Annotated in this window: 26 protein-coding genes and 1 riboswitch; of the genes, 9 read left to right on the forward strand and 17 right to left on the reverse strand. The window is 76.5% G+C overall.

The features are described from left to right. Positions 1–187 precede the first annotated feature (187 nt). The 6 genes from WDV86_RS03360 to WDV86_RS03385 all read right to left on the reverse strand — a co-directional run bounded on the left by WDV86_RS03360 (position 188) and on the right by WDV86_RS03385 (position 6,229). Entirely contained in the window at positions 188–1,006 is an 819-nt protein-coding gene (locus tag WDV86_RS03360; RefSeq protein WP_339566180.1) for an ABC transporter permease, read from the reverse strand. Next, the gene (locus WDV86_RS03365; protein ID WP_339566181.1) at positions 1,003–1,857 is read right to left on the reverse strand and encodes an ABC transporter ATP-binding protein; all 855 of its coding nucleotides are present in this window, start codon (positions 1,855–1,857) and stop codon (positions 1,003–1,005) included. Before WDV86_RS03365 ends, WDV86_RS03360 begins: the two co-directional genes overlap by 4 nt. Continuing rightward, on the reverse strand, positions 1,854–2,810 hold the full coding sequence (locus WDV86_RS03370) for an ABC transporter permease (RefSeq protein WP_339566182.1): 957 nt from the start codon (positions 2,808–2,810) through the stop codon (positions 1,854–1,856). The genes WDV86_RS03365 and WDV86_RS03370 overlap by 4 nt, the downstream gene beginning before the upstream one ends. Further along, the gene (locus WDV86_RS03375; protein ID WP_339566183.1) at positions 2,807–3,823 is read right to left on the reverse strand and encodes a TIGR03842 family LLM class F420-dependent oxidoreductase; all 1,017 of its coding nucleotides are present in this window, start codon (positions 3,821–3,823) and stop codon (positions 2,807–2,809) included. Before WDV86_RS03375 ends, WDV86_RS03370 begins: the two co-directional genes overlap by 4 nt. A 66-nt stretch (positions 3,824–3,889) precedes the next feature. Next, positions 3,890–5,299, reverse strand: a complete 1,410-nt coding sequence (gene hydA / locus WDV86_RS03380; protein WP_339566184.1) for a dihydropyrimidinase — start codon at positions 5,297–5,299, stop codon at positions 3,890–3,892. Between the two features lie 90 nt (positions 5,300–5,389). Next, positions 5,390–6,229, reverse strand: coding sequence for a nitrilase-related carbon-nitrogen hydrolase (locus tag WDV86_RS03385; RefSeq protein WP_339566185.1), 840 nt, complete (start codon positions 6,227–6,229; stop codon positions 5,390–5,392). A 156-nt stretch (positions 6,230–6,385) separates the two neighbouring features. Between WDV86_RS03385 and WDV86_RS03390 the strand changes: the two genes are divergently transcribed. Next, positions 6,386–7,324: a phosphotransferase gene (locus WDV86_RS03390; protein WP_339566442.1), complete on the forward strand. Its 939-nt coding sequence runs from the start codon at positions 6,386–6,388 to the stop codon at positions 7,322–7,324. Between the two features lie 13 nt (positions 7,325–7,337). On the opposite strand, the gene WDV86_RS03395 is transcribed toward WDV86_RS03390, so the two are convergent. Further along, positions 7,338–7,634 carry an antibiotic biosynthesis monooxygenase family protein gene (locus tag WDV86_RS03395; protein ID WP_339566186.1) on the reverse strand — a complete coding sequence of 99 codons (297 nt, stop codon included), beginning with the start codon at positions 7,632–7,634 and terminating at the stop codon, positions 7,338–7,340. Between the two features lie 85 nt (positions 7,635–7,719). On the opposite strand from WDV86_RS03395, the gene WDV86_RS03400 reads away from it, so the two are divergent. Beyond that, on the forward strand, positions 7,720–8,217 hold the full coding sequence (locus WDV86_RS03400; protein WP_339566187.1) for a GNAT family N-acetyltransferase: 498 nt from the start codon (positions 7,720–7,722) through the stop codon (positions 8,215–8,217). Here the strand turns inward: WDV86_RS03400 and WDV86_RS03405 are convergent. Next, complete coding sequence (locus WDV86_RS03405) at positions 8,157–9,086, reverse strand: EamA family transporter (RefSeq protein ID WP_339566188.1); 930 nt, start codon at positions 9,084–9,086, stop codon at positions 8,157–8,159. The genes WDV86_RS03400 and WDV86_RS03405 overlap by 61 nt on opposite strands. A gap of 46 nt (positions 9,087–9,132) precedes the next feature. Between WDV86_RS03405 and WDV86_RS03410 the strand changes: the two genes are divergently transcribed. After that, positions 9,133–9,624: a MarR family winged helix-turn-helix transcriptional regulator gene (locus tag WDV86_RS03410; RefSeq protein WP_339566189.1), complete on the forward strand. Its 492-nt coding sequence runs from the start codon at positions 9,133–9,135 to the stop codon at positions 9,622–9,624. A 12-nt stretch (positions 9,625–9,636) separates the two neighbouring features. Here the strand turns inward: WDV86_RS03410 and WDV86_RS03415 are convergent, their stop codons facing one another. Beyond that, a complete protein-coding gene (locus WDV86_RS03415; RefSeq protein ID WP_339566190.1) occupies positions 9,637–10,251 on the reverse strand; it encodes a DivIVA domain-containing protein in 615 nt (204 codons plus the stop codon). A 135-nt stretch (positions 10,252–10,386) separates the two neighbouring features. Here WDV86_RS03415 and WDV86_RS03420 point away from each other — a divergent pair, with 135 nt between their 5' ends. Continuing rightward, positions 10,387–10,689 carry a hypothetical protein gene (locus tag WDV86_RS03420; protein WP_339566191.1) on the forward strand — a complete coding sequence of 101 codons (303 nt, stop codon included), beginning with the start codon at positions 10,387–10,389 and terminating at the stop codon, positions 10,687–10,689. A 21-nt stretch (positions 10,690–10,710) separates the two neighbouring features. Here WDV86_RS03420 and WDV86_RS03425 read toward each other — a convergent pair whose 3' ends face one another. The 3 genes from WDV86_RS03425 to WDV86_RS03435 all read right to left on the reverse strand — a co-directional run bounded on the left by WDV86_RS03425 (position 10,711) and on the right by WDV86_RS03435 (position 13,496). Next, on the reverse strand, positions 10,711–11,295 hold the full coding sequence (locus WDV86_RS03425) for a DivIVA domain-containing protein (protein WP_339566192.1): 585 nt from the start codon (positions 11,293–11,295) through the stop codon (positions 10,711–10,713). A gap of 73 nt (positions 11,296–11,368) precedes the next feature. Continuing rightward, on the reverse strand, positions 11,369–11,794 hold the full coding sequence (locus WDV86_RS03430; RefSeq protein WP_339566193.1) for a hypothetical protein: 426 nt from the start codon (positions 11,792–11,794) through the stop codon (positions 11,369–11,371). A 106-nt stretch (positions 11,795–11,900) separates the two neighbouring features. Next, positions 11,901–13,496, reverse strand: a complete 1,596-nt coding sequence (locus WDV86_RS03435) for an amidohydrolase (protein ID WP_339566194.1) — start codon at positions 13,494–13,496, stop codon at positions 11,901–11,903. 52 nt (positions 13,497–13,548) lie between these two features. Between WDV86_RS03435 and WDV86_RS03440 the strand changes: the two genes are divergently transcribed. Beyond that, on the forward strand, positions 13,549–14,892 hold the full coding sequence (locus WDV86_RS03440) for an ATP-binding protein (RefSeq protein WP_339566195.1): 1,344 nt from the start codon (positions 13,549–13,551) through the stop codon (positions 14,890–14,892). A 144-nt stretch (positions 14,893–15,036) separates the two neighbouring features. Next, complete coding sequence (locus tag WDV86_RS03445) at positions 15,037–16,212, forward strand: NAD(P)/FAD-dependent oxidoreductase (protein ID WP_339566196.1); 1,176 nt, start codon at positions 15,037–15,039, stop codon at positions 16,210–16,212. 10 nt (positions 16,213–16,222) lie between these two features. Here WDV86_RS03445 and WDV86_RS03450 read toward each other — a convergent pair whose 3' ends face one another. Together WDV86_RS03450 and WDV86_RS03455 are read right to left on the reverse strand one after the other, a co-directional pair. After that, the gene (locus WDV86_RS03450) at positions 16,223–17,149 is read right to left on the reverse strand and encodes an NADP-dependent oxidoreductase (protein ID WP_339566197.1); all 927 of its coding nucleotides are present in this window, start codon (positions 17,147–17,149) and stop codon (positions 16,223–16,225) included. Between the two features lie 152 nt (positions 17,150–17,301). Next, positions 17,302–17,601, reverse strand: coding sequence for a DUF2218 domain-containing protein (locus tag WDV86_RS03455; RefSeq protein ID WP_339566198.1), 300 nt, complete (start codon positions 17,599–17,601; stop codon positions 17,302–17,304). Positions 17,602–17,731: 130 nt separating this feature from the next. Between WDV86_RS03455 and WDV86_RS03460 the strand changes: the two genes are divergently transcribed. Further along, complete coding sequence (locus tag WDV86_RS03460) at positions 17,732–18,550, forward strand: hypothetical protein (RefSeq protein WP_339566199.1); 819 nt, start codon at positions 17,732–17,734, stop codon at positions 18,548–18,550. Positions 18,551–18,553: 3 nt separating this feature from the next. Here WDV86_RS03460 and WDV86_RS03465 read toward each other — a convergent pair whose 3' ends face one another. Further along, positions 18,554–19,738, reverse strand: coding sequence for a serine hydrolase (locus WDV86_RS03465; RefSeq protein WP_339566200.1), 1,185 nt, complete (start codon positions 19,736–19,738; stop codon positions 18,554–18,556). A 110-nt stretch (positions 19,739–19,848) separates the two neighbouring features. Next, complete coding sequence (locus tag WDV86_RS03470; RefSeq protein ID WP_339566201.1) at positions 19,849–20,865, reverse strand: App1 family protein; 1,017 nt, start codon at positions 20,863–20,865, stop codon at positions 19,849–19,851. A 130-nt stretch (positions 20,866–20,995) separates the two neighbouring features. Then, positions 20,996–21,119: riboswitch (SAM riboswitch) on the forward strand. Positions 21,120–21,183: 64 nt separating this feature from the next. On the opposite strand from WDV86_RS03470, the gene WDV86_RS03475 reads away from it, so the two are divergent. Together WDV86_RS03475 and WDV86_RS03480 are read left to right on the forward strand one after the other, a co-directional pair. Continuing rightward, positions 21,184–22,353 carry a 5-methyltetrahydropteroyltriglutamate--homocysteine S-methyltransferase gene (locus WDV86_RS03475; protein ID WP_339566202.1) on the forward strand — a complete coding sequence of 390 codons (1,170 nt, stop codon included), beginning with the start codon at positions 21,184–21,186 and terminating at the stop codon, positions 22,351–22,353. A gap of 140 nt (positions 22,354–22,493) precedes the next feature. After that, positions 22,494–22,673: a hypothetical protein gene (locus tag WDV86_RS03480; protein ID WP_339566203.1), complete on the forward strand. Its 180-nt coding sequence runs from the start codon at positions 22,494–22,496 to the stop codon at positions 22,671–22,673. A gap of 117 nt (positions 22,674–22,790) precedes the next feature. Here WDV86_RS03480 and WDV86_RS03485 read toward each other — a convergent pair. Continuing rightward, a partial coding sequence (locus WDV86_RS03485) for an AtzH-like domain-containing protein (protein WP_339566204.1) occupies positions 22,791–24,399 on the reverse strand: 1,609 nt, incomplete at its 5' end.

Raw genomic sequence — 24,399 nt, forward strand, 5'->3', positions numbered from 1 at the left:
GCGCCCAGGTCCACTGGTACCCACCCGACTCCGCCGACCCCCGCGTCCCACCACCACCCTGGGCACCCCACCTCGACCGCCTCATCACCCGATGGGCCACCCGCACCCCCCAGCGCACACCCGACTGCGCCGCCTGAGGGGTGCCCCTGCCCGGTGCCGCCCGGACGCCCGGGCGCACGCCCGCGGCTCAGCGCGGGCGGGCGTGCGGGGTGACGAGCCGCTCGAGGGCGAGGGCCGCGACGTAGAAGAGGACGCCGAGCGCGCAGGCGCCGACGACGTAAGCCCAGGCCCGCGGGTAGGCCGACTGCGCGGCGGCCGAGGTGATGCGCGCGCCCAGGCCGGTCTGCAGGCCGCCGAAGTACTCGGCGACGACGGCGGCGATGACGGCGAGGGAGGACGCCAGCCGGAGGCCGGTGAAGACGAAGGGCAGCGCGCCGGGCAGGCGCACCGTGCGCGTCACCGCCCAGCTGCTGACGGCGTAGCTGCGCATCAGCTCGGCGTGCACGGGGGAGACCTGCGCCAGCCCGCGGAGGGCGTTGACGAAGACCGGGAACAGGACGACGACGCCGACGACGACCCGCCGCGGCACCTCGCTCGTCGAGGAGAACATCAGGTACAACAGCGGCGCGAGCGCCACGATCGGCACGGCGTTGGCCGCGGCCGCGAGCGGCACGAGCGCGTCGCGCAGCCACCGCGAGCGGACGGCGAGCAGGGCCAGCGCCATCCCGAGGAGCGAGCCGCCGACGAGCCCGACGAGCGCGTTGGCGCCCGTCGCGAGCGCCGCGCTCAGCACCTGCGGCGCGCCCGCGGCCAGCTGCTCGCCGATCGCCGACGGCGCCGGCAGGAGGTACGGCTGGACGTCGCCGACGCGGACGAAGACCTCCCACGCCACGAGCACCAGCACGGCCGCGACGACCGGGGCCAGCAGCCGCACGAGCGCGCCGTCGGCCCACCGGCGGGGTCGGCGGCGTCCCCTGCGCGGTGGCGCCGACGTCGTCGCGCTCACCGGTCCTCCACCCCGCCGCGGCCGCCACCGGTGTCGTCCGACCCGCCGCGCAGCGCCTCGCGGACGGCGGTGATGCGGTCGAAGAAGGCGGGCGCCTCGCGGACGTCGCCGGTGCGCTCCAGCCCGCCCTCGCCCGTCACGGGCACCACGTCGACGACGCGGCCCGGCCGCGGCGACATGACGACGACCCGGTCGGAGAGGAAGACCGCCTCGGGGATGGAGTGGGTGACGAAGACCACCGTCGTGCCCGAGGCGGCGCGCAGGGACAGCAGCTCGGCCTGCATCCGCTCGCGCGTCATCTCGTCGAGCGCGCCGAACGGCTCGTCCATGAGCAGCAGCGGCGGGTCCTCGGCCAGCGACCGGGCGATCGCGACGCGCTGCTGCATGCCGCCGGACAGCTGCGAGGGCCGGGCGTCGGCGACGTCGGCCAGGCCGACGAGCTCCAGCAGGTGCTCGGCGCGCGCCCGCCGCTCGGCCTTCCCGACGCCGTGCAGCTGCAGCGGCAGCTCGACGTTGCGCCGCACCGTGCGCCACTCCAGCAGACCCGCTGCCTGGAAGGCGATGCCGTAGCGGTGCGCCAGTCTGGCGGCCCGGGCGCTCTGCCCGTCGACGAGCACCTCGCCCGAGGTCGGCTGCACGAGGTCGGCGACGCAGCGCAGGAGGGTGCTCTTGCCGCAGCCGGACGGCCCGATGAGCGAGACCAGCTCTCCTGGCGCGATGTCCAGGCTCACGTCGGCGAGGGCGTGCACCTCGCCGCTGGCCGCGGGGAAGCGCTGGTCGACGCCGCGCACCTCCACGCGGGCGCCGCGGCCCGTCGTCGCCGACCCCGTCTCGCGGGTCGGCGCGCTCACGAGGCGCCTTCGCGCGCCCGCCGCAGCGCGACGTCGAGCAGGGCCACGAGTCCCGCGACGACGAGCCCGATCGTCGCCGCGCCGAGCACCGCCGCGTAGACCCGGGCCGGCGACGTCGTCGCCTGCTGGGCGTACTCGATGACGAGCCGGCCGATGCCGCCGCGCGTGCCGGTCGAGATCTCGGCCACGACGACGCCCACGACGGCCGCGGCCGCCGACAGCCGCAACGCCGGCACGAGGTAGGGCACCGACGCGGGCAGCCGTAGTCGCACGAGCGTCTGCGTCCACGAGGCGGCGCTGGCGGTGAACAGCTCGAGCGCGGCGGGCGCCGGCGACTGCAGCCCGCGCAAGGCGCCGACGGCGACGGGCGCGAAGGCCAGGTACGCCGCGACGACGACGACCGACATCTCCGACGTCCACGGCCGCCCCATGATCGCGATGCCGCCGCCCCAGCCGGCCACGAGCGGGGCGACGGCGATGAGCGGCACGGTCTGGCTCAGCAGCACCCACGGCAGGAGGCCGTGCTCGACCACGCGCAGGCGCGCCATGGCGACGGCGAGCAGGAGGCCGACGCCCGCGCCGAGGGCCAGCCCGCCCAGGGAGAGCAGCAGCGTCGTCGCGGCCGCGGCCAGCACGGCCTCGCCGACGGTCCGGCTGGCCGCGACGGCGACCTCGGGCTCGCCGAGCACCGCCAGCACGGTCCAGGTGTGCGGCATGGCGGCGTCGCTGGCGCGCGGCAGGACGCGGGTGCCGAGGAGCTCCAGGCCGTCGGCCGGTCCGACCGCCTTGTACGTCTCCCACGCCGCGAGCAGCAGCACGACGGCGGCGCCCACCGCGACGACGCGGCGTCCGGTGTCGCGCCCGCTGCGCGCCATGCGGCCCAGACGCGCCCGTCCGGCCGCGGCGCCGCCCGACGTCGTCGCCGCGGTCGCCAGCGCGGCGTCGGAGCTCACGCGGGCGCACCCGCGTGCTGGGTGACGAGCGGCATGACCTTCTCGCCGTAGGCCGCGAGCGTCGCGTCCTTCGCGTCGTGCTGGAGGTAGAGCGCGAACTGGTCGACGCCGAGGCCGCGCAGCTCCAGCAGCCGCTCGACGTGGGCCTCCACCGGCCCGAGCAGGCAAAACCGGTCGACGACCTCGTCGGGCACGAAGGCCGCGTGGGTGTTGCCGGCCCGCCCGTGCTGGGCGTAGTCGTAGCCCTTGCGCTCACGGACGTAGTCGGTGAGCGCCTGCGGCACCTCGCCCTCGCTGCCGTACCGCTCGACGATGTCGGCGACGTGGTTGCCGACCATGCCGCCGAACCACCGGCACTGCTCGCGCTGGTGCGCGACGTCGTCGCCCACGTACGCGGGGGCGGCGACGCAGATCTTCACGGCGGCGGGGTCCCGCCCGGCGGCCTCGGCGGCAGCCCGCACCCGCGCGACCATCCACCGCGTGATGTCGGGGTCGGCGAGCTGGAGGATGAAGCCGTCGCCGACCTGGCCGGTGAGGTCCAGCGCCTTCGGGCCGTACGCCGCGACCCACACGTCGAGGCTGCTGCGCGCCGCCCACGGCATCTGCAGGCTCGTCCCCTCGACGTCGACGGACCTGCCGTTGGCCAGCTCGCGGATCAGGTGGACGGCGCTGCGCAGCGCCGCGAGCGTCGTCGGTCGCCCCCCGCCGACGCGCACGGCGGAGTCCCCGCGACCGATGCCGCAGATCGTGCGGTTGCCGAACATGTCGTTGAGCGTCGCGAAGAGCGAGGCCGTCACGCTGGGGTCGCGCGTCGCCGGGTTCGTCACCATCGGCCCGACCACGATCTTGCGTGTCGCCGCGAGCATCTGGCTGTAGATGACGAACGGCTCCTGCCACAGCACGTGGGAGTCGAACGTCCACGCGTGGGTGAAGCCGTAGTCCTCCGCCCGCCGGGTCAGGTCCACCACCCTCGAGGCGGGCGGGGTGGTCTGCAGGACGACGCCGAAGTCCACGGGCGTGCTCCTTCTCGTGCGCTCGTGCGCCGCGGGGGTTCGGGGGGCAGTGAGGGGCGGCGCGGGTCAGCGCAGGTAGGACGACAGCCCGCGGGGGACGAACTGCCCGTGCCCGGCGCGGCCGAGGTACTGGCCGCCGGAGATGACGACCTCCCCGCGCGAGAGCACGGTGTCGACGCCGCCCGTCACGCGGAAGCCCTCCCAGGAGGAGTGGTCGAGGGCCATGTGGTGGGTCTGCGCGCTGATCACGCCGCCACCGGCCGGGTCGTAGACGACGACGTCGGCGTCCGAGCCCGGGGCGATGACACCCTTCTTCGGGTACATGCCGAACATGCGGGCCGGTGTGGTGGAGCAGGTCTCGACCCACCGCTCGAGCGAGAGCTCGCCGCGGACGACGCCCTCGTGCAGCAGGTCCATCCGGTGCTCCACCGTCGCCATGCCGTTCGGGATGGCGCGGAAGTCGCTGCGCCCGAGCTCCTTCTGGTCCTTCAGGCAGAACGGGCAGTGGTCGGTGGAGACGACAGACAGGTCGTTGGTGCGCAGGCCCGTCCACAGGTCGCGGCCGTGGTGCTCGTGCTTGCTGCGCAGCGGCGGCGAGGCGACCCACTTCGCGCCCTCGAAGTCGGGCGCGCCGAGCTGGTCCTCCAGCGTCAGGTAGAGGTACTGGGGGCACGTCTCGGCGAAGACGTTGCGCCCCGCAGCCCGGGCACGGGCGACCTGCTCCAGCGCCTGGGACGCCGAGAGGTGGACGATGTAGAGCGGCACGTCCTGGGCGACCTCGGCCAGCGCGATCACCCGGTGGGTCGCCTCGCCCTCCAGCACCGGCGGGCGGGTGAGGCCGTGCTGCACGGGGTCGGTCTCGCCGCGCTCGACGGCCTGGGCGGCGAGGACGTCGATGGCGATGCCGTTCTCCGCGTGCATCATGATCGTCGCGCCGCTGGCGCGCGCCGTCTGCATGGCCCGCAGGATCTGGCCGTCGTCGCTGTAGAAGACGCCCGGGTAGGCGGTGAACAGCTTGAAGCTGGTGACGCCCTCGTCGCGCACGAGCGCGTCCATCGCCTTCAGCGCCTCCGGCGTGACGTCGCCGAGGATCATGTGGAAGCCGTAGTCGACGGCGCACCGCCCCGCCGCCTTGGCGTGCCAGGCGGCCAGCTGGTTCTGCACCACCTCGCCGGCGCGCTGGACGACGAAGTCGACGACGGTCGTCGTCCCGCCCCACGCCGCGGCGCGCGTGCCCGTCTCGAACGTGTCGGCCGACTGGGTGCCGCCGAAGGGCATCTCCATGTGGGTGTGGACGTCGACGCCGCCCGGGACGACGTACTTGCCGGCCGCGTCGACCCGCCGGTCGACGGCGACGTCGTCCGCGCCGCCGGGCACGTGCAGCGCGGCGACGGTCTCGCCGTCGACGAGCACGTCCATGGGCGCGGCGCCCGTCGCGGACACGACGGTGCCGCCGGCGATGAGGGTGCGGGCCACGGGTCCTCCGAGGTCGGCGAGGGGGCCGACCACGAGGCCGGCGGGGGCGAGGCTAGCCAGAGGCGTTGTCGCGCCACGCCTCCGGACGTCTCAGGGGGTGGTCAGGTCGTCGTAGGTGTCCGGCCGACGGTCGCGGTAGAAGGCCCAGCGGTCGCGGACGGTCCGCAGCAGGTCCATGTCGAGGTCACGGACGAGCAGCTCGGCGTCGTGGCTGGAGGCGACGTCGCCGACCATCTTGGCCTCGGGGTCGACGAAGTAGCTCGTGCCGTAGAAGTCGTCGTCGCCGAGGTCCTCGATGCCCACCCGGTTGATGGCGCCGACGAAGTACTCGTTGGCGACGGCGGCGGCGGGCTGCTCGACCTGCCACAGGTAGTTGGACAGGCCGCGCGAGGTGGCCGAGGGGTTGAAGACGATCTGCGCGCCGGCGAGCCCGAGGGCGCGCCAGCCCTCGGGGAAGTGGCGGTCGTAGCAGATGTAGACGCCGACCTTGCCGACGGCGGTGTCGAAGACGGGGTACCCGAGGTTGCCGGGGCGGAAGTAGAACTTCTCCCAGAAGCCCGTGACCTGCGGGATGTGCTGCTTGCGGTACTTGCCGAGGTAGCTGCCGTCGGCGTCGACCACGGCGGCGGTGTTGTAGAGGACGCCGGGCTGCTCCTCCTCGTACATCGGCAGGACCATGACCATGCCCAGCTCGGCCGCCAGCGCCTGGAAGCGCTCGGTCGTCGGCCCGGGGACAGACTCGGCGTAGGCGTAGTACGCCGTGTCCTGCACCTGCGCGAAGTAGGGCCCGTAGAACAGCTCCTGGAAGCAGATGACCTGGGCGCCGGCGTCGGCGGCCTGGCGCGCGTACTCCTCGTGCGCCTTGATCATCGTCTCCTTGTCGCCCGTCCAGGTCGCCTGGACGAGCGCCGCGCGCACGACGTTGCTCATCGCCGTCTCCTCCCGTGCGAGGCGCCTCCTCGCGATGGGGGCGAGTCTCCACCCGCCGGGGCGGTGCGTGGGGCGGCGGGGGGCGATCCGGCGTCTCGCCGACGCACAACTCCGGGGACAGGCGGGCGGGCGCGGCGGCAGGGTGGCCGGGTGGTCATGCACGAGGGGCAGCTGACGGTCGACGCGACGCAGGTGGCGGCGCTCGTGCGCGAGCAGCTGCCGGCCTGGGGCGACCTGCCTGTCCGGGCGCTGCCGCAGCTCGGGACCGTCAACGCCTCCTTCCGCCTGGGCGACGACCTCGTCGTCCGCCTGCCGCTCGTCGCCGGGGACGTCGGCGCCGCCCGGGCGCAGCGGGACGCCGAGGCCGCCGCCGCGCGGCTCCTGGTCGGGCAGGTCGGCGTCGAGACGCCGGAGCCCGTCGCCACCGGCGAGCCCGGCCCCGGCGTCCCGGTGCCGTGGTCGGTGTGGACGTGGGTGCCCGGTGAGGTCGCGACACCCACCAGCCACGCGTCCTCCTCCCTCCTGGCGGACGACCTCGCGGCCGCCGTCGCGGCCCTGCGGACGATCCCCACGGGCGGGCGCACCTTCGCGGGCGGAGGTCGGGGCGGGTCGCTGCCCGACCACGACGCCTGGGTGGCGACGTGCCTCCGGCGCAGCGACGGACTCGTCGACGTCGCCCCGCTGCGCCGGCTGTGGGCGCGGCTGCGCGAGCTGCCCCCGAGCCCGGGCGGCGACGTCACGACGCACGGGGACCTCGTGCCGGGCAACATCGTCGTGGCCGGCGGGCGGCTCGCCGGCCTCGTCGACGTCGGCGGCGCCGGCCCGGCCGACCCGGCGCTCGACCTCGTGGGCGCGTGGCACCTGCTCGACGCCCCCGCCCGGGCGGCCTTCCGCGACGCGCTGGGCACGCCCGACCTGGAGTGGGCCCGCGGCGCCGCCTGGGCGCTCGAGCAGGCCCTCGGTCTCGGCTGGTACTACCGCGACAGCAACCCGGTGATGAGCCAGACCGGGCTCCGGACGCTCGGGCGGCTCGCCGACGGCGCGGCGGAGCTGATGTCGCCGACCCGCCCACGAGTGCGACGGCTCAGGGGGTGAGGTGCTCACCAGCTCAGACCGTGAGTACCTCGTCGAAGTGCTCGACGACGGGGAACGGGTCGTAGAAGTGGTGCAGCAGCCGGCGCCAGCGCTCGTACTCGGGCGAGCCGTGGAAGCCGACCGTGTGGTGCTCGAGGGTCTCCCACTCGACCAGCAGCAGGTAGGTCCCAGGACGCTCGTGGCACCGGGACAGCGTCAGCCGCCCGAAGCCGGGCATGTCCGCGATGACGTCCTTCGCCTGCCGGAAGGAATCTTCGAAAGCCGCCTCCTGCCCCGGCCGGACGGACAGCAGGGCGTGCTCGAGGACCATGTCGAGATCATCGGTGAGGACGCTGCGCACGGGCCGTCGGCGGGTCGTGCCGCGGCTGCGGCAGGCGCTCGGGCAGCCTGACGTGATGGCGACCCTGGCGATGCTCTCGCTGCCGGGGCGGGAGGTGGTGCTGCGCCGAGCCGTGGCCGACGACGTCCCTGCGGTCGTCGCCCTGCTGGCCGCCGACCAGCTCGGTGCCGGTCGGGACGGCATCAGGAGCGAGGACGACCACCGGGCCTACCTGGCGGCCTTCGGCCTGGTCGACGCCGACCCGGCCCAGCTGCTCGTCGTCGCGACCGAGGGGGAGGACGTCGTCGCGACGCTGCAGCTGACCTTCCTCCCCGGCCTCGCCCGGCGCGGAGCGCTGCGGGCCCAGCTCGAGGCGGTGCGGGTCCGGTCGGACCACCGCGGCACGGGGTTGGGCTCGGCACTGGTCGAGTGGGCGGTCGAGGAGGCCGGTCGTCGCGGGTGCGCCCTCGTCCAGCTGACCAGCGACAAGACCCGTGGCGGCGCCCACCAGTTCTACGAGCGCCTCGGGTTCGTCGCCTCCCACGAGGGCCTCAAGCTGACCCTGCCCCGGTGACTCCCGTCTCGGGGAGGACGCGCGGACGGGCCGTGCAGCTGCGCGAGCACCACGGCCGCGACGACGACCGCGGCCCCGACCACCTGCAGCGGTGCGAGGGACTGCCCGAGGACGAGCCACCCGGCGGTCGTCGCTACCACCGGGCTGAGCAGGCCGAGGACGGCCACGCGGGCGACCGGGAGCGCGACGATCCCCCGGAACCACGCGGCGTAGGCCAGGGCCGTCCCGACCAGCGCCAAGTAGGAGTACCCGACCGCGGCCGGGAGGTCGAGCGACGGCGGTGCTCCCTCGACGACCACCGCCAGCGGCAGCAGCACCAGGCCGCCGGCCAGCAGCTGCCACGCGGTGAAGGCCAGCAGCGGCACCGGGCGTCCCCACCGCTTGGTCAGCAGCACGCCGAGGGACATCGAGACGGCGCTACCCAGGGCCGCCAGCAGGCCGACCACGTCGAGGGTGACCTGAGAACGCAGCACCAGCAGGGACACCCCGACCACCCCCAGCAGTCCCGCCGCGAGGGCGGCCGCGGAGGTGCGCTCGGTCGTCAGCCGTGGCGCGAGCAGGGCGACGAGCACGGGGGTCAGGGCGCCGACGACGGCGGCGACGCCCCCGGGCAGGCGGTAGGCGGCGACGAAGAGCAACGCGAAGAAGCCGCCGATGTTGAGCGTGCCGAGGACGGCGACGCGCCACCACCACGACCCGCGCGGCCGGATGCGGTAGGCCGCCATCAGCACCAGACCGGCGGGCAGCGCCCGCAGGGTCGCGGCCAGCAGCGGGCGGTCCGGCGGCAGCAGCTCGGTGGTCGTGAGGTAGGTCGTGCCCCACACGACCGGTGCGAGGGCCGTCGTCAGCAGCACTTTTTCTCTTAGCATTGAGACATCATATCTGAGCGCTAAGAGGTCTGGTTAGGATCTGCTCGTGAGCGACCACGTCGACGACGTCCTGGCGCAGTGGGCCCGGCAGCGCCCGGACCTGGACACGACGCCGATGGCGGTGCTGGGGCGTCTCTCCCGGCTGACCCGGCTGGTCGAGGCGCGGCAGCAGGCCACCTTCGCCCGGCACGGCCTCGACGCCCCCTCCTTCGACGTGCTGGCGACGTTGCGGCGCGCGGAGCCGCCGCACGAGCTCACCGCGGGCCAGCTGGCCGCCTCCTCGATGGTCACCAGCGGCGCAGTCAGCCAGCGCCTGGACCGCCTGGAGGTCAGGGGGCTGGTCCGCCGGCGGCGCGGCGACGTCGACACCCGCACGGTCCACGTCTCCCTCACCACCGCCGGCCGGGCGGCCGTCGACGCGGCCCTGCCCGACCACCTGGGCGCCGGCGCCGACCTCCTCGACCCCCTGGCCGGTGACGACGCCGAGCACCTCGCGCGTCTGCTGCGCACCCTCCTGGTGCGGCACGAGGAGAGGTGACCGGCGGGCCGGTCAGCGACGAGCCGGAGGCAGCGCCGCGGCGACGAGGTCGAGCAGGTCGTCGACGGCCGCGACGTCGTACCTGCCGCGCCGCGTCGTCGTGAAGGTGGCGGCGCGGACGTCGTCGGCCGTGAGGGTCGGGCCGCTGGCGCCCTGGTGGGTGAGGGCAGACGCCGCCCGGCGCAGCAGCACGTCGACCTCCTGGCGGGCGTAGCCCTGCGCGAGGAACCCGGCCCGCGGCAGCTCGGCGGAGGACGCCTGGACGGGCGCCGGCGGCACGACCCGTGACGTCGGGGACGGAGTCGCCGGCTGAGCCGTCGACGTCGGTCCTGCCGCGGGCGCGGCGGCCGGCCGAGGTGGTGCGGACGCGCGGTCCGGCGTCAGCGCGTCGGTGACACGGTCGAGGAGGTCGTCCACGCCGTCCATGGCGTACCCGCGGCGCCGCCTGACGGTGAACCCCGCCGCGGCCACCTCCGGTGCCGTCAGGGGCAGGGCGGCCCGGCCCTGGAGCGTGGCGGCGGCGCGCTGCAGCAGGGCGTCGACCTCGGCGACGTCGTAGCCGCTGCCCCAGCGCCGGACGGGCAGCTGGGTGGCGCGCAGCTCCTCGACGGTCAGCGGCTCGTCCACCTCGTGCCCATCGGCGCGGAGGGCGCCGCCCCGAGGCTCCGGCCCGGTGATCACCCGCACGCGGGGGCCGGAGGGGTGCGCGGCCTGTCGCCGCCGGGTCGGGCGACGTCGTCGTCGTCCGGCACAGTGGGGCGTGTGGTGCAGGTGCCGAGAAGACCGCCACCGGTGCTCGCCGTCGCCTTGGCGCTGGCCGCCGGGTTCGCCGCGTCGGCGTGCCTGCTCACGGCCCTGCGGCTGGACGGCGACCCGGGCAGCGCGATGACCCTCGTCACGCGGGGCGTGTGGGTGCTCGGCGGGATCTCCCTGACGGCGGTCGCCGCGATGACCTGGTGGTGGAGCCGTGGCGCCGAGCGTCCCGTCGCGCTGCTCGTCGGTGTCGCCTCGACGGCGCTGTGGACGGTCGTCGCGCTCGCCGCGGGCTGGGACCCGGTGCGCTGACCGTCTCTGCATGCGCCTCGCTCAGGCCGACGGCAGCGACGCGACGACGCGGTCGAGGAGGGCGTCGACCGCCTGCACGTCGTAGCCGCCGCGGCGGGTGAGGGTGAAGGAGCTCGCGCGGACGGCGTCGGCCGTCAGCGTCGGGCCGCTCGCTCCCTGGTGGGTCAGCGCCGACGCCGCGCGACGCAGCAGCGCGTCGACCTCCTCGCGGGCGTAGCCCTGCGCCAGGAAGCCGGCCGTCGGCAGGTCGGGGTGCCGGAGGTCGTGCGCCGTGACGCCTCCTGCTGCAGGACCGGTGGCGGCAGCGCGCCCGTCGTGGCGAGCGGGTGCGGCCACCGGCTCGACCAGCCCGGCGGCGGTGAGCGCTTCCACGACGCGGTCGAGGAGGTCGTCGACCCGATCCATGTCGTAAGAGCTCCGCCAGACGGTGGTGAAGACGCAGCTCGCGACCTGTTGGGCCGACAGCGGCCGCTCGGGCGACCCGTCGAGCGTCGCCGCGGCCTGCTCGAGCAGCGCGTCGACCTCAGCGGTCGCGTAGCCGGAGCCCCAGCGGCGGACGGGTAGGTGCACCGAGCGCAGCTCGGCGGCGGTCAGCACGTCGCTCATGCCGTGATCTTCGGACGTCGGGACCCGTCGCCGCAGGCGGTCGGCCCACCTCACCCGCTCGCGTCGAGGTGGGTCAGCCGACCGCGAGGCGTGAGCGGCGTCGCGCCAGCGACCAGCTCTGCCAGGTGGCGAGGAGGACGACGCCGACGCCGAGCGCCCACCCGATCGTCCCCACCGCCAGCAGCAGCCTCGAAGGATCTAGAGCCCCCAGCACCAGGAGGACGCCCAGCAGCAGGAGGAGCCCCAGCACCGAGGACGCGAGCGCCGCCTGCCACCACGGGCGGCGGGCGTCGAGGAGGCGGCCGGCGACCTGGCCGCACACCCCTCCGAGCAGCGCACCGGGGACGGCGAAGAGCACGCTGAAGGGGGCGGCCGTCCTGCCGGCGGGGTCGAGCAGCAGCGGCAGGGTGACGACGAGCAGCACGAGAGCGGCGCCTGCCGCGGCACCGCGCAGCGTCCCGGGCGCCGTGGCCGACCAGCCCGTCGTCCTCGCGCTCATGGCGGCCTCACCCCTGCTCCGGCACCGTGCTGACGTGCCGAGCATGCCGCTCCACCAGGTACGGCGTCCGGCAGACCGCCACCTCGTACCCGTCCGGCCGGGGGCCTCACGGGGCGAGCGCGGAGCGCCGGTGCGTCCACCGCCCGCCGACGAGCGTGCCGAGCACCTCGGGGGCGCGCAGGGCGTCGGGGCCGCCGACGGCGAGGGTGTCGGCGGGGTCCTCGGCCAGCAGCGTGAGGTCGGCGACGTCGCCGACGCGCACGTGCGAGCGGCCGCCGCAGGACGCAGTCAGCGCCTGGCGCAGGGTGAGGTGCTGCTCGGGGTGCCACGGCGGGCGGTCGTCGTCGCTGCGGTGGACGGCGCAGGCGATCGCGTCCCACGGGTCGAGCGGCGCGACGGGGGCGTCCGAGCCGAGGACGAGGTCGGCGCCGGCGGCCAGCAGCGCCGCGTACGGGAAGGCGTGGGACGTCGCGCCGGCCCAGAAACGGTCGGCGAGGTCGCGGTCGTCGACGACGTGCCGTGGCTGGACGGACGCCGTCACCCCGAGCGCGGCGAAGCGTGGCAGGTCCTCCGGGCGTACCTGCTGGGCGTGCTCGACGCGCCCGCCGCAGCCCGCGGCCTCGTAGCCGTCGAGCGCCACCCGCACGCCCTCGTCGCCGATGGCGTGCACGGCCGTCGTCAGCCCCGCCGACGTCGCCCGGCGCAGCAGCTCCTCCAGCTCCTCGGCCGGGGTCAGCAGGACGCCGTGGTCGTCCCCGCCGTGGCCCCCGCCGTACGCGCTGCGGCAGAACGCCGTCCGCGTCCCCAGCGACCCGTCGACGAAGAGCTTGAGCGGCCCGAGCCGCACCCGCTCGCCCGCGACGTCGTCCACCACGCCCGGCAGCGGGTCGCCCGTCCGCAGGCCGGGGGCGAGGACGTCGTCGAGGTGCTCGCGCCACACCCCCACCGCGACGCGCAGCGCCGGTCCGCGCCCACCGGCCACCGAGGGCCCGCCGGCGACCCACGCCCCACCCGCCGTCGGCTCCGGCCGCGTGACGTCGGCGCGCCGCGCCCACTCGAGGGGGCTCGCCTTCTGCAGGTCGACGACGCCCGTGACGCCGAGGGTCGCAGCGGCCTGCGCGGCCTCCAGCACCCACACGTCGCCGAGCGCCTCGGGCAGCCGGCCGGCGTCGGCGAGCAGCGCCATCGCCGCCCGCTCGGTGAGCAGCCCCGCCTGCGGGACGCCGAACCGCCGGGCCGCCGCGGTGCTGCACCAGGCGCTGTGCAGGTCGGCGCTCGCGACCACGACGGGCCGCCCCGGCAGCGCCTCGTCGAGGTGCTCGGCGCGCGGTGGCTCGGGCCACAGCCCGTCCCGGAAGCCGCGGCCGACGAGGACCTCGTCGCGGCGTCCCCGCGCGGCGTCCGCGACGGCGAGCAGCGACGCCGCCTCACGCGGGTCGGCGGCCGCCGCGACGTCGGGGCGGTGACGGTGCGCCGCCCAGTCCGAGAGGTGCACGTGCTCGTCGCGCAGGCCCGGCAGCAGCGCCGCGCCGCCGGCGTCGACCACGTGGTCCGCGGTCAGCACGCCCGGGTCCGCGACCGCGGCGACGCGCCCGCCCGCGAGCAGGACGTCCCGGACCCGCCGGGGGTCGGGCGCCCCGACGAGGCGGACGTCACGCAGCAGCAGGCCGCCGGGCTCCTGCTCGTCCGTCACGTCGTCCATCGCCCCGCATCCTGGGGCACGCGCGGTGGTCGTGACGCACGAGACTGTCGTCGTGAGCGACTCCTCCGGTGCCCTCGGCGCCCATCTCGACGGCGAGGCCCCGCTGGTCCGCCGCACCCTGCAGGTGCTGGGCGAGCTGCTGACGGGCGCACCGACGAGCAGCGCCAGCGCCGGCGGCTTCGTCGAGGCCCACCTCGGCCAGCCGCACACCTCGCTCGTCACCGAGCGCGTGGACCTCACGCACACCCAGTCGGTCTCCGTCGGCGCCGTCGTCGCCGACCTCGTGGCCGCGCACCCGACGGCCGTCCTCGGGCCCGCGGAGGACGGCGAGGCGCCGACGTGGACGCGCATCGACCTCGACGGCGAGCACGTCTCGGTGCCGACCACCGCGGCCGTCGCGCTCCCGGCGGGGACGGCGTGCGCCGTCGACGTCGTGGTGCAGCTCTCCCGCGACGAGTTCGACCCCGACCCGGCGACGCTGCGCGTCCTGGCCCGGCCCGCCGACCACGCCGCCGCCCGGGCGCTCGTCGACGACGTCCTCGCCACCGCGCGGCGGGACAAGGGCTTCTTCCGCGGCCGGGTGCTGCACGCCGGCTCGCGGCTGCCGCTGGAGCTGCAGCCGACGACGCTCGGGCCGGGCGGGCGCGAGGACCTCGTGCTCCCTGACGCCGTCTGGGCCGAGGTCGACGCCTGCGTCTCGGCCCTGACGACCCGCGCCGGGGTCCTGCGCGAGCTGGGCCTCGGCACCAACCGCGGCGTCCTGCTGGCCGGCCCGCCCGGGGTCGGCAAGAGCGCCCTGTCGCGGGTGGTCGCGCGCGAGATGGCCGGCGACTTCACGGTCGTCGTCGTCGACGCGGCCGCCGCGAGCACCGTGCTGCGGCAGGTCTACCGGGAGACCGCCGACCTCGGCCCGTGCGTCGTCGTGCTGGAGGACGTCGACCTCTACCTCGGCGACCGCCGCGCCGGCGCCCGCGGCACGGCGCTCGCGGACTTCCTCGCCGTCCTCGACGGCACCGAGCCCTACACCGACGTCCTGACGATCGCCTCGACCAACGACCCCGCCGCGCTCGACGCCGCCGTGACCCGCTCGGCCCGCTTCGACAGCGTCATCACCCTCGACCCGCCGGACGCGCCCGCCAGCGCGCGGATCCTCGACCGGTACCTCGGTGCCCTGGCCGGCGGGGGCTCGGACGCGCGAGACGCGGCGGAGGGCAGGGCGGTCGACACGGCCGTCGTCGCCGCGGCCCTGCCGTCGGGGGTGACGGGCGCCGACCTGCGCGAGGTCGTCCGCCGCGGCGTCCTGCAGCACGGCCGTGACCTGACGACGCAGCGGCTGCTCGCCGTCGTCGCCGACGGCCGTTGGCGCGCCGAGCCGCTCACCGGCTCCTACCTCTGAGCCCGCGCCACCCCCCCCGACCCGCTCGGACTTCGTAGCCCTTCTCCGCCGCGGGGAGCCTCGGGGACGGACTTCGTAGCCTTTCTCCCCCTCGGGGGGTGTCCAGGATCGACTTCGTCGCCTTTCTCCGGCGAAGGGGGGAGCGTGGTGGCCGAGCAGGCGGACGTCGTGGTCGTCGGGGGCGGCGTCATGGGGACCAGCGCGGCCTTCCGGCTCGCGCAGGCGGGGCTCGACGTCGTCCTCCTCGAGCGCGGCGAGCTCGGGTGCGGCTCCTCGGGCAAGCCGGTCGGCGGTGTGCGGGCGCACTTCTCGAGCGAGGTCAACGTGAGGCTCGCCGCCCGCAGCCGCGCCGCGTACGCCCGCTTCGACGACGAGATGGGCGTCGACGTCGGCTTCCGGCGCACCGGCTACCTCTTCTGCCTGCGCGACGCCGAGCACCTCCCGGCCTTCGAGCGCGCCGTGGCCCTGCAGCGCGACCTCGGGGTCACCAGCGCCGTCGTCGACGCCGCCGAGACCGCGCGGCTCGGCGCCGTCGTCGACCCCGCCCCGCTCGTCGGCGGCGTCTGGTCCCCCGACGACGGCGTCGCCCGGCCCGGCCGCGTCGTCGGCGCGTACGCCGCTGCGGCGCGGGCCCTCGGCGTCCGTATCCGCACACGGTGCGCGGTGACGGGCGCCGACGAGCGGCCCAGTGGTCGGGTCCGGCTCATCACGAGCACGGGCGACGACGTCGAGGCGCCTGCCGTCGTCGCCGCGGCGGGGCCGTGGTCGCGCGCCGTCGGCGAGACGCTCGGCGTGGACCTGCCCGTCGTCCCGGTCCGCCGCCAGATCGCCTCCGCGCCGGTGCCTCCCGGCGTCCCCGTCGCGCCGGAGGCGCTGCCCTTCACCATCGACCAGCGCTCGTGCGCCTACTGGCACGGCGACGGCGCCGGCGGCCTCCTGCTCGGCTGGGCCGACCCCGACCAGCCGGCGGGCGAGGACGTCACCGTCGACGACTCCTGGCACGCCGGCCTGCGCACGGCGCTCGCCGTCGTCGCGCCGTCGCTCGCGGACGTCCCGCTGGAGCGCGGCTGGGCCGGCCTCTACGAGGTGACCCCGGACCGCGACGCCGCGCTCGGCGTCCTCGGAGGAGGCGTGGCCGACCACGGCGTCCGCGTCGTCGCCGCGACCGGCTTCTCTGGCCACGGCTTCCTCATGGCCCCGGCCGTCGGCGAGGTGGTGCGCGACCTCGTCACCGGCCGCACACCCGTCGTCGACGTCGCGGCGCTCGACCCGGGCCGGTTCGTCGCCGGAGCCCCGCGCACCGAGCTCGCGATCGTGTGAGGGGAGCGGGTCACCCCTCGCTCACCCGCAGCGCGACCTTCCCGCGCACGTGCCCGCCCTGGGACAGCCGCACGGCGTCCGCGGCCTCGGCGAGCGGGAAGGTCCGGGCGACCTCGACGCGCAGGTCACCGCTCTCGACGAGCGCCGTCAGGCGCCCCAGCGCGGCGCCGTCGGGGCGCACCCACACCCAGCGCCCGCCGTGCTCCTCGACCTCCGGCTCGGTGATGGAGGCGTGCCGGCCGCCGTCGGCGAGCACGGCCAGGGTCTGCTCCAGGACGCCGCCGACGGCGTCCAGCACCACGTCGACGCCGCCGGGCACCAGCTCGCGGACGCGCTCCGGCAGGCCGTCGCCGTAGACCAGCGGCTCCGCGCCGAGGGAGCGCAGGAAGTCGTGGTTGCCCTCGCTGGCGGTGGCCAGGACGCGGGCGCCGCGGGCCCGGGCGACCTGCACGGCGAGGTGGCCCACGCCGCCGCTGCCGGCGTGCACGAGGACCACGTCGCCGGTGCCGACCTCGCACAGCTCGACCATCCGCAGCGCCGTCAGCCCGGCCAGGGGCAGGGCGGCCGCCTCGTCCCACGTCATGCGCGCCGGCTTGCGGGCCACGCTCACCGCCGGGACGGCGACGCGCTCGGCGTAGGTGCCGCCGCCGACGACGTCCTTGCGGGCGTAGGTGAGGACCTCGTCGCCGACCTGCCACTCGGGGACGTCCGGCCCGGTCCCGACGACGACGCCGGCGGCGTCCCAGCCGGGCACGACGGGGAACGTCACGTCCATGAGGGCGTCCAGGCCGCCCGCCATGAGCTTCCAGTCGACGGGGTTGACCGCCGCGGACCGGATGTCGACCAGCACGGCGCCGGGCGCCAGCTTCGGCTCGGGGAGGTCGCCGGAGGACAGGACGTCGAGGTCGCCGTAGGTGTCGTAGCTCATCGCGCGCATGGCCGCTCCAACGACGCCGCGCCGGTCGTGCTTCCTGCTGCGCACGGCGTCTGCCCGACACCTGTGCCGCCCCTCGACCGGAGAAAGGCTACGAAGTCCGCCGTCAGGGCCCTCTGAGAGGGAAGAAGGCTACGAAGTCCGGTCGAGGGGGCTCAGTCGTGCCAGTGCACGACGAGCTGCTCGCGGTGGGCGAAGCGCTCGAGGTGGCCGCCGAGCACGTCCTGCACCCGGGCGAGGGACGCCGCGTCGGAGGCACGCGCCAGCAGGACGAGGCGGGTCGCCTCGGCGCGGACGACGCCCGTGCCGGCCCCGATGGTGAGCTCCTCTCCCTCGGAGGTGCTCTGCAGCGGGGCCTTGCGGGCCAGGTGCGACACCAGCTGCTTCGCCCAGCGCTCCGGACGGTCGATCTCGACGTCGGCGCGGGAGGTCAGGGCGGTCTGGGCGGTGTCCATGCCTGCATCATCGCCGTGCACCGCCCGCCTCCCGCCAGTCCCCGACCAGCAGGCGGACGTCGGCCGCTGCGACGGCCTCTCCGCGCCGACCGGACGAGCGCCCCTCCGCGGGTGCGGCACCCTGGCGCCCGTGACGCTGCTCGGCCTCGCCGCCGCCCTCGCGGCCATGCTCGCCAACACCGCCGCGACCCTCCTGGAGGCGGCCGGCAGCCGCCGGGCCAGCGCCGACCGACCGGTCTGGCGCCAGCCCGCCTACCTGCTCGGCCTCGCCCTCGACGGCGTCGGCTGGGTCCTCGCCGTCGTGGCGCTGCGCTTCCTGCCCGTCGTCGCCGTGCAGTCCGTGCTGACGTCCACGGTGGCCCTGACGACGCTCGCCGCGCACCGCTTCGACGTCCGCCGGGTGCCGCGCGCCCAGCTGGTGGCCGTCGGCGGTGTCGTCCTCGGGCTCGTGCTCGTCGCCGCCAGCGCCGCCCCCGGCCGGCCGGCCGCGCTCCCCTCGGCGGCGGTGCCCGTGCTCGTCGCCAGCGCGCTGGTCCTCGCCGCGCTCGCCCTGCCCGTCCTGCGCTCCGGTCGGCCGCTGCTCATGGCTGCCGTCGCCGGGGCCGCCTACGGCGGGACGGCGCTGAGCGTGCGGGCGCTGCACATCACGAGCGACCTCGCCGAGGACATGAGGCTGCTCACCCAGCCGCTGACCTACGCGCTCGTCGTCATGAGCGTCGTCGGCGTCCTGCTCGTCGCCGCCGCCCTGCGGGAGGGTGCGCCCGGCACGGTCACGGCCGTCCTGTCCGTCACCGAGGTGCTGCTGCCCGGCCTGGCTGGCCTCGCGCTGCTCGGCGACGGCGTCCGGCCCGGGTGGGCACCGGCGCTGGCTGTCGGCGTCGCCGTCCTCGTCGCCTCGGTGCTGGTCCTCGCCCGTCCGGAGGTGGACCGGCGCCGCGTGCCGGTGTGAGCCTCAGCGCCGAGCGCGTCGGCGCCGGCGCAGCAGCACCCGGGCGCGCAGCGCGACGACGGCCAGGGCCAGCAGGGCGAGCACGCCGAGGGCGACGACGCCCAACGCCGGCAGGGCCGAGCCCGAGGGGTCCTCCTGGCCGGCGAGCGTCTCCCGGACCGTGTCGGCCACCGTCTCGGTCTCGCCCGGCACCACCGCGGGCGTCGGGGCCGCCGCCGCGGCCACCTGGGCGCCGACCTCCGCGGCCACGCGGGCGAGGTAGGGGTCGGCCGCTGCGGTCGGGGAGCGCCCGTCCTCGGTCTCGGAGAGGACGACGAGCACCGTCTCGCGCCCCGGGTCGAGCAGGTAGGCGGCGTCGTGGCTCACCGAGGAGGTGTCACCCGTCTTGCTGGCGAGGTCGACGCCGGGCAGGACCGGGGCGAACTTGGTGTCGAGCTGCTGGCCCCGCAGCCAGCCGAGCAGGAGCCCGCGGGAGGAGGCCTTCAGCACGTCGTCCTCGTAGACGGCCCGGAACAGCTCGAGCGTGCTCGCGGTGTCGATCTCGTTGCGCGCGCCCCCGCCGCCGGAGGACATGAACAGGCGCCCCAGGTGCGTCGGCTCCAGGTCGAGGTCGTCGACGAGGCGCTGCACCTCCGGCAGGCCGACCTCCTCGGCGAGCACGTTGCTCGCCGTGTTGTCGCTGACGGTGATGGCCAGCTCGGCGAGCTCCGCGACGGTGGCCTCGTACGGCGAGCGGTAGCCGGCGACCACGCCCGCACCGCCGACGTCGTCGGCGTCGGTCACCGTGACCGGGGTGTCCAGCGTGAGGTCGCCCCGGTCCACGGCGCGCAGCGCCGCGACGACGAGCGCCACCTTCACGAGCGACGCCGAGGAGTAGGCCTCGGTCGAGCCCAGGACGACGGGCCCGTCGGTGAGCGTGGCGCCGTCCAGGGACTCGACCCCCACCGACAGGCGGACGTCGTCCGCGGCGGCCTCGTCGACGAGGGCCTGCAGGGGGGCGACGTCGAGGCGGCCCGCGCCCGGCACCGGCGTCGCCGAGGGGATGGCCGTCGACCCGCCCGTCCAGCTCGCCGTCGACGAGCTCGCGGGGCCGGCGCCCGGCTCGGACGCCGCGGCCGGCCCGCCCGTCAGGCCGGCCACGAGGGCAGCGCCGACCGCGGTCAGCAGCGCGCGGCGGGGGGCGAGCACCGCTCGATGATGCAGCGGGAGCGGGCTCGACGGCGGGAGCCGCGCGCCGGGCGGGTCGACGGCGCCGCCGGCAGCGGTGCCGTCACGGGGGCGGCGTCACGGCGGAGCCGTCACAGGTGCGGCGCGAGGTCGGCGAGCAGTCGGCGCCCGTCCGGGGCGAGGACGACGGGCACGTCGCCCTCGGCCTCGACGCGGGGCTGCGCGCCGCGGCCGACCTGCCGCAGCGCGATGCCGGCGACGTGCCCGGGGTGCGAGCGGGCGAAGTCGCGGTAGATCTCCGGGTCGTGCTCGCCGTCGTCGCCGACGAGCACCCAGCGCACGCCCGGCATCTCCCGTGCCAGCCGTTCCAGCGACGCGCGCTTGTGCGCCTGGCCGCTGCGGAACCACCGGTCGGGGGTGATGCCCCAGTCCGTCATGAGCACCGCGCCCGCCGGGAGGCGGTGGCGGCGCAGGAAGCGCACGACCGGGCCGTTGAGGTTCCACGCGCCGTTGGAGAGGTAGACGACGGGTGTCGTGCGGTCGCCGGCCACCAGGGCCTGCAGCAGGGCGCAGATCCCCGGCACGGGGTGCCGGTTGGCGCTGGAGCCCGTCAACGTGCGCCACGCGGCGAGCAGCGGCGTCCGCAGGCCGGTGACCCACACGGTGTCGTCGACGTCGCAGACGACCCCGCGGACGGCGTCGGCGGGCGCCACGTGCACGACGCCCTCCAGGGCCGCGCGCCCGGGCACGGCCAGGTGCACGCGCTCGCGGCCGGGCTCGAGGTCGGCGTCGACGACGGCGTCGAGGAAGCCCGAGGCGTCGGTGCGCACGGACGTCGACCGGCCGCCGAGCGTCACCTCGACCTCGGCGTCGGGCAGCTCGAGGGTGAGGAAGCGGCGCCAGCCCGGCAGGCCGACGCGCTCGGAGGGCTCGGTGCCGCGCGGCGCGAGCAGCACCCGCCCGAGGACCCGCGCGCCCCGCGGCGTCCCGTAGCCGGGGTAGGTGAGCAGCGCCGGCGTCCAGCCGCGCCGCCGGGCCAGCGCCGCCGCCGCGTCGCGGACGCCGTTCTGCACGCGGTAGGCGGTGCGCACGCCCCTGGGGGCGTCCGCCGGCATCGCCGACGACGGCCGGCGCTGGCTCTCCTGCACGGGCGTCAGCGTGCCCGACGGCGAGCAGGGGCGCCCGGCCGTCCGGCCCTCCCCGGGTCCTCTTCCGGGTCGTCCCTCAGGGGCGCCGTGGGTCTGCCCACGGGGCCGCGAGCGCGCTATCGTCGGGAGCGGTCACGAGTGCCAGCGCGAACCCCCGGGTCGCTGGCCGGCAACCCTCTCTCGCGGTGGGGTGCCCCGGGTGATGACCAGGGTGCCTGCCCGTCCTGTCGCGGCGGCAGCGCCAAGCGCGGGAGGCGACCGTCTGCCGTGCCCCGTCGAGGGCGGTGACGAGCGCCGCCCTCCTGCACAGGGAGAGCCATGAGCACCACGACACCGTCCGCCCGCGCCGACCGCCTCGCGGCCGTCAGCCCCGGCGGTCCGTTCCGCGCCGAGCACGTCGGCAGCCTGCTGCGCCCCGCCGCCGTCACGCGCGCCCGCGCCCAGCGCGAGAGCGGCGACATCACCGCCGAGCAGCTCACCGCCGTCGAGGACGAGGCGGTGCGCCACCTCGTGCGCCGCCAGGGCGACCTCGGTCTGGGCGCGGCGACCGACGGGGAGGTGCGCCGCCACTCCTGGCACGAGGACTTCGTCTTCGGCCTGGAGGGCATCGAGCCGGGCGGCACCTTCGCCTTCCCCTTCCGCGGGGGCCTGGACGGCACCGAGGTGCTCTGGCCCGGCATCGAGCGGCACCTGCGGGGGCCTGTCCGTCTCGGCGAGACCATCTTCGGGCCGGCCCTGGCGTCGCTGCAGGAGGCGGTGGCCGAGGCGGGGACCGGCGCCGTGCCGAAGCTCACCATCCCCTCGCCGAACATGGTCCACAACGGGGTCACGCCGCTGGGCTGGACGGGCGTCTACGACGACGAGGCGGCGCTGCAGGCCGACGTCGCCGCCGCCTACGCCGAGGAGATCACCCGCCTGCACGCGGCCGGGCTGCGCTACCTGCAGGTCGACGACGTCGCCCTCACCTTCTTCGGGGACCCCGTGCACCGGCAGAGCCTCGGCGGCGAGGGGGCGACCCTGCGGCGGACGGTCGACGCCTTCATCTCCCAGTTCAACGCAGCCCTCGCCGGCCGGCCGCGCGACCTGCTGGTGGGCACGCACCTGTGCCGCGGCAACTACCGCTCGGCGTGGGCGATGGAGGGCGGCTACGACGTCGTCGCCGAGCAGCTCTTCAACGACCTCGACGTCGACGTCTACTACCTGGAGTTCGACGACGAGCGCTCCGGGTCGCTGGAGGTGCTGCGGCACCTGCCGCCGGGCAAGACGGTGGTGCTCGGGCTCGTGACCTCCAAGACGCCCCAGCTGGAGGATGCCGACCTGCTGCGGCGCCGGGTCGACGAGGCCGCGCGGTACGCCCCGCTGGAGCAGCTGGCGCTCTCGCCGCAGTGCGGCTTCGCCTCGACGAAGGAGGGCAACGCGCTCACCGAGGACGAGCAGTGGGCCAAGCTCGCGCACGTCGTCGAGGTCTCCGAGAGCATCTGGCGCTGAGGGACCCACGTCGGCCGACCCGGCGGCTCACCCCGTCGGGCGGTCGGGGGCCGGTGGCGGAATGGCACGGCGCCGCAGGCGTTGTCCTCATGGAGCGGGCGATCTGCCCGCGTGCCGCAGCAACAGCAAGGAACCGCACCGTGTCGTCCCACCAGCCTTTCCTCGACCCGACCACCGCCGCCGCGACCCTGCGGACGTCGGAGCACCACGACCTGCAGGCGCGGCAGCGCGCCGCCAGCGCCGCTGCGCGCCGGCGCACCTCGGCGGCCGACGACGTCGCCGCGCCGCGCCGCAGCTCGAAGGCCACGCCCCAGATCTGACGCCCCAGAGCTGAGGCCAGGTACGGCCCGACGCCCCGGGACCTCACGGTCCCGGGGCGTCGTCGTCCCCGGCGGCCCCAGCACGGTGCGCAGGCCGGTGCACAGGACGGGGAGGGCTCAGAGCGGCACCTCCCGCGACGGCACGAGCTCGTCGAGGAGCGCCAGCAGGTCGCCTTCGCGCCCCGGCCCGGCGACGACGCAGAGACCGACGGGCAGCTCGCCGACCCGGCCCCACGGCAGCCCCAGGGCGGGCAGCCCGGCGAGGGACGCCAGGCAGGTCAGCTGCAGGGTCGCGGTGCGCGCCGCCTGGACGGCGTCCTCGTCGGCGCCGACGAGTGTCGCCGGCCCCGCGGTGCTGGGCAGGCACAGGGCGCCGCCGCCGTCGAGCAGGGCGTGCAACCGGGTGCGTGCCTCCGCGAGCACCGCCCGAGCGGCTTCCTCCGCGCCGTCGGCGAGCTGCTCTCCCGCGCGGAAGCGGCTCTCCACCACCGGGTCCAGCGCGCCGGGGGTGGCCCGCACGAAGGCGCCGTGGCTGCGCCAGGCCTCGGCGGCCTGCACGACCCGGAAGGCCTCTGCCCACCGGGAGACGTCGTCGGCGCCGAGGTCCTCGGCCGGCACCTCGGCCAGCGGCAGCCCGGTCTGCACGGCGACCGCCAGGCAGGCGGCGTCGACGGCCAGCCTCGTCGCCGGCTCGGCGAGGTCGTCGAGCACGGCGCTGCGCAGCAGCCGCGCCGGCCGGGCGCCCGTCGCGGCCCTTCCGAGCAGGCAGGGTGCCGCCGCGTGCAGCAGCCGGCCGTCGCGGGCCAGCAGCCCCACGGTGTCGAAGGAGGGCGCCAGCGGGAGCACGCCCTCGACCGGGACGACGCCGTGGGTCGGGCGCAGCGCGTAGAGGCCGCAGAAGGACCCGGGCACCCGCAGGGACCCGGCCGTGTCGGTGCCCAGCCCGAGGTCGGCCGCCCCGGAGGCCACCGCCGCGGCCGCGCCGCTCGTCGACCCGCCCGTCGTCCGGCCGGGTGCGGCGGGGTTGTCGGGCGTGCCGTAGTGGCGGTTGCGGCCGGCGAGGGAGAAGGCCAGCTCGTCGGTCTGCGCCACGCCGACGACGTCCGCGCCCGCGTCGAGCAGCCGTTGCAGCGCAGGGGCGCTCGCTGCCTCCAGCGGTGCCTGCGCCAGCCACGCGGGCACCCCTGCCCCGACCCGGTGGCCCCGCACCGCGACCAGGTCCTTCACCGCGACGCGGACCCACGCCAGGGGGCCCTCCTCGGCCCCCGCGAGCAGCGCGCCCGCCTCGCGGGGGGCGACGCTCCACACCGCGGCGTCGAGCAGGGGCTCGGGCGTCGGGGGCACGGGGCCGCTGGAGACGTGCGCGGCGACGACCCGCCAGGGGCCCCCGTGCTCGCCGGCCGGCCCGTCACCACGCGCCCAGACCTGCGTCTGGACGCCCGTGCCGCCGTCGCGACGCTCGCTCTCGGTCGTCGTCAGCGCCAGCCCCGCTGCGAGAGGGCGCACGTGCACCCGGCGCACCCAGCGGGCCGGGGCGCCACCCCGCTCGGCCCGGTAGGCCGAGATCTCGCCGTGGCCGACGAGGACGTCGCCGCCCTGGGCCCGCGACGTCGTGAGGCCCGGCGCGAACAGCTCGTCGAGCACGGGCAGGTCGTCCTCGCCGAGCGCACGCTCGTACCGCGCCTGCGCCGCGAGCAGCCCCTCGGGCAACTCCGACCCCGTCGGG

Source organism: Pseudokineococcus sp. 1T1Z-3 (assembly GCF_037482365.1).
GTDB lineage: Bacteria > Actinomycetota > Actinomycetes > Actinomycetales > Quadrisphaeraceae > Pseudokineococcus.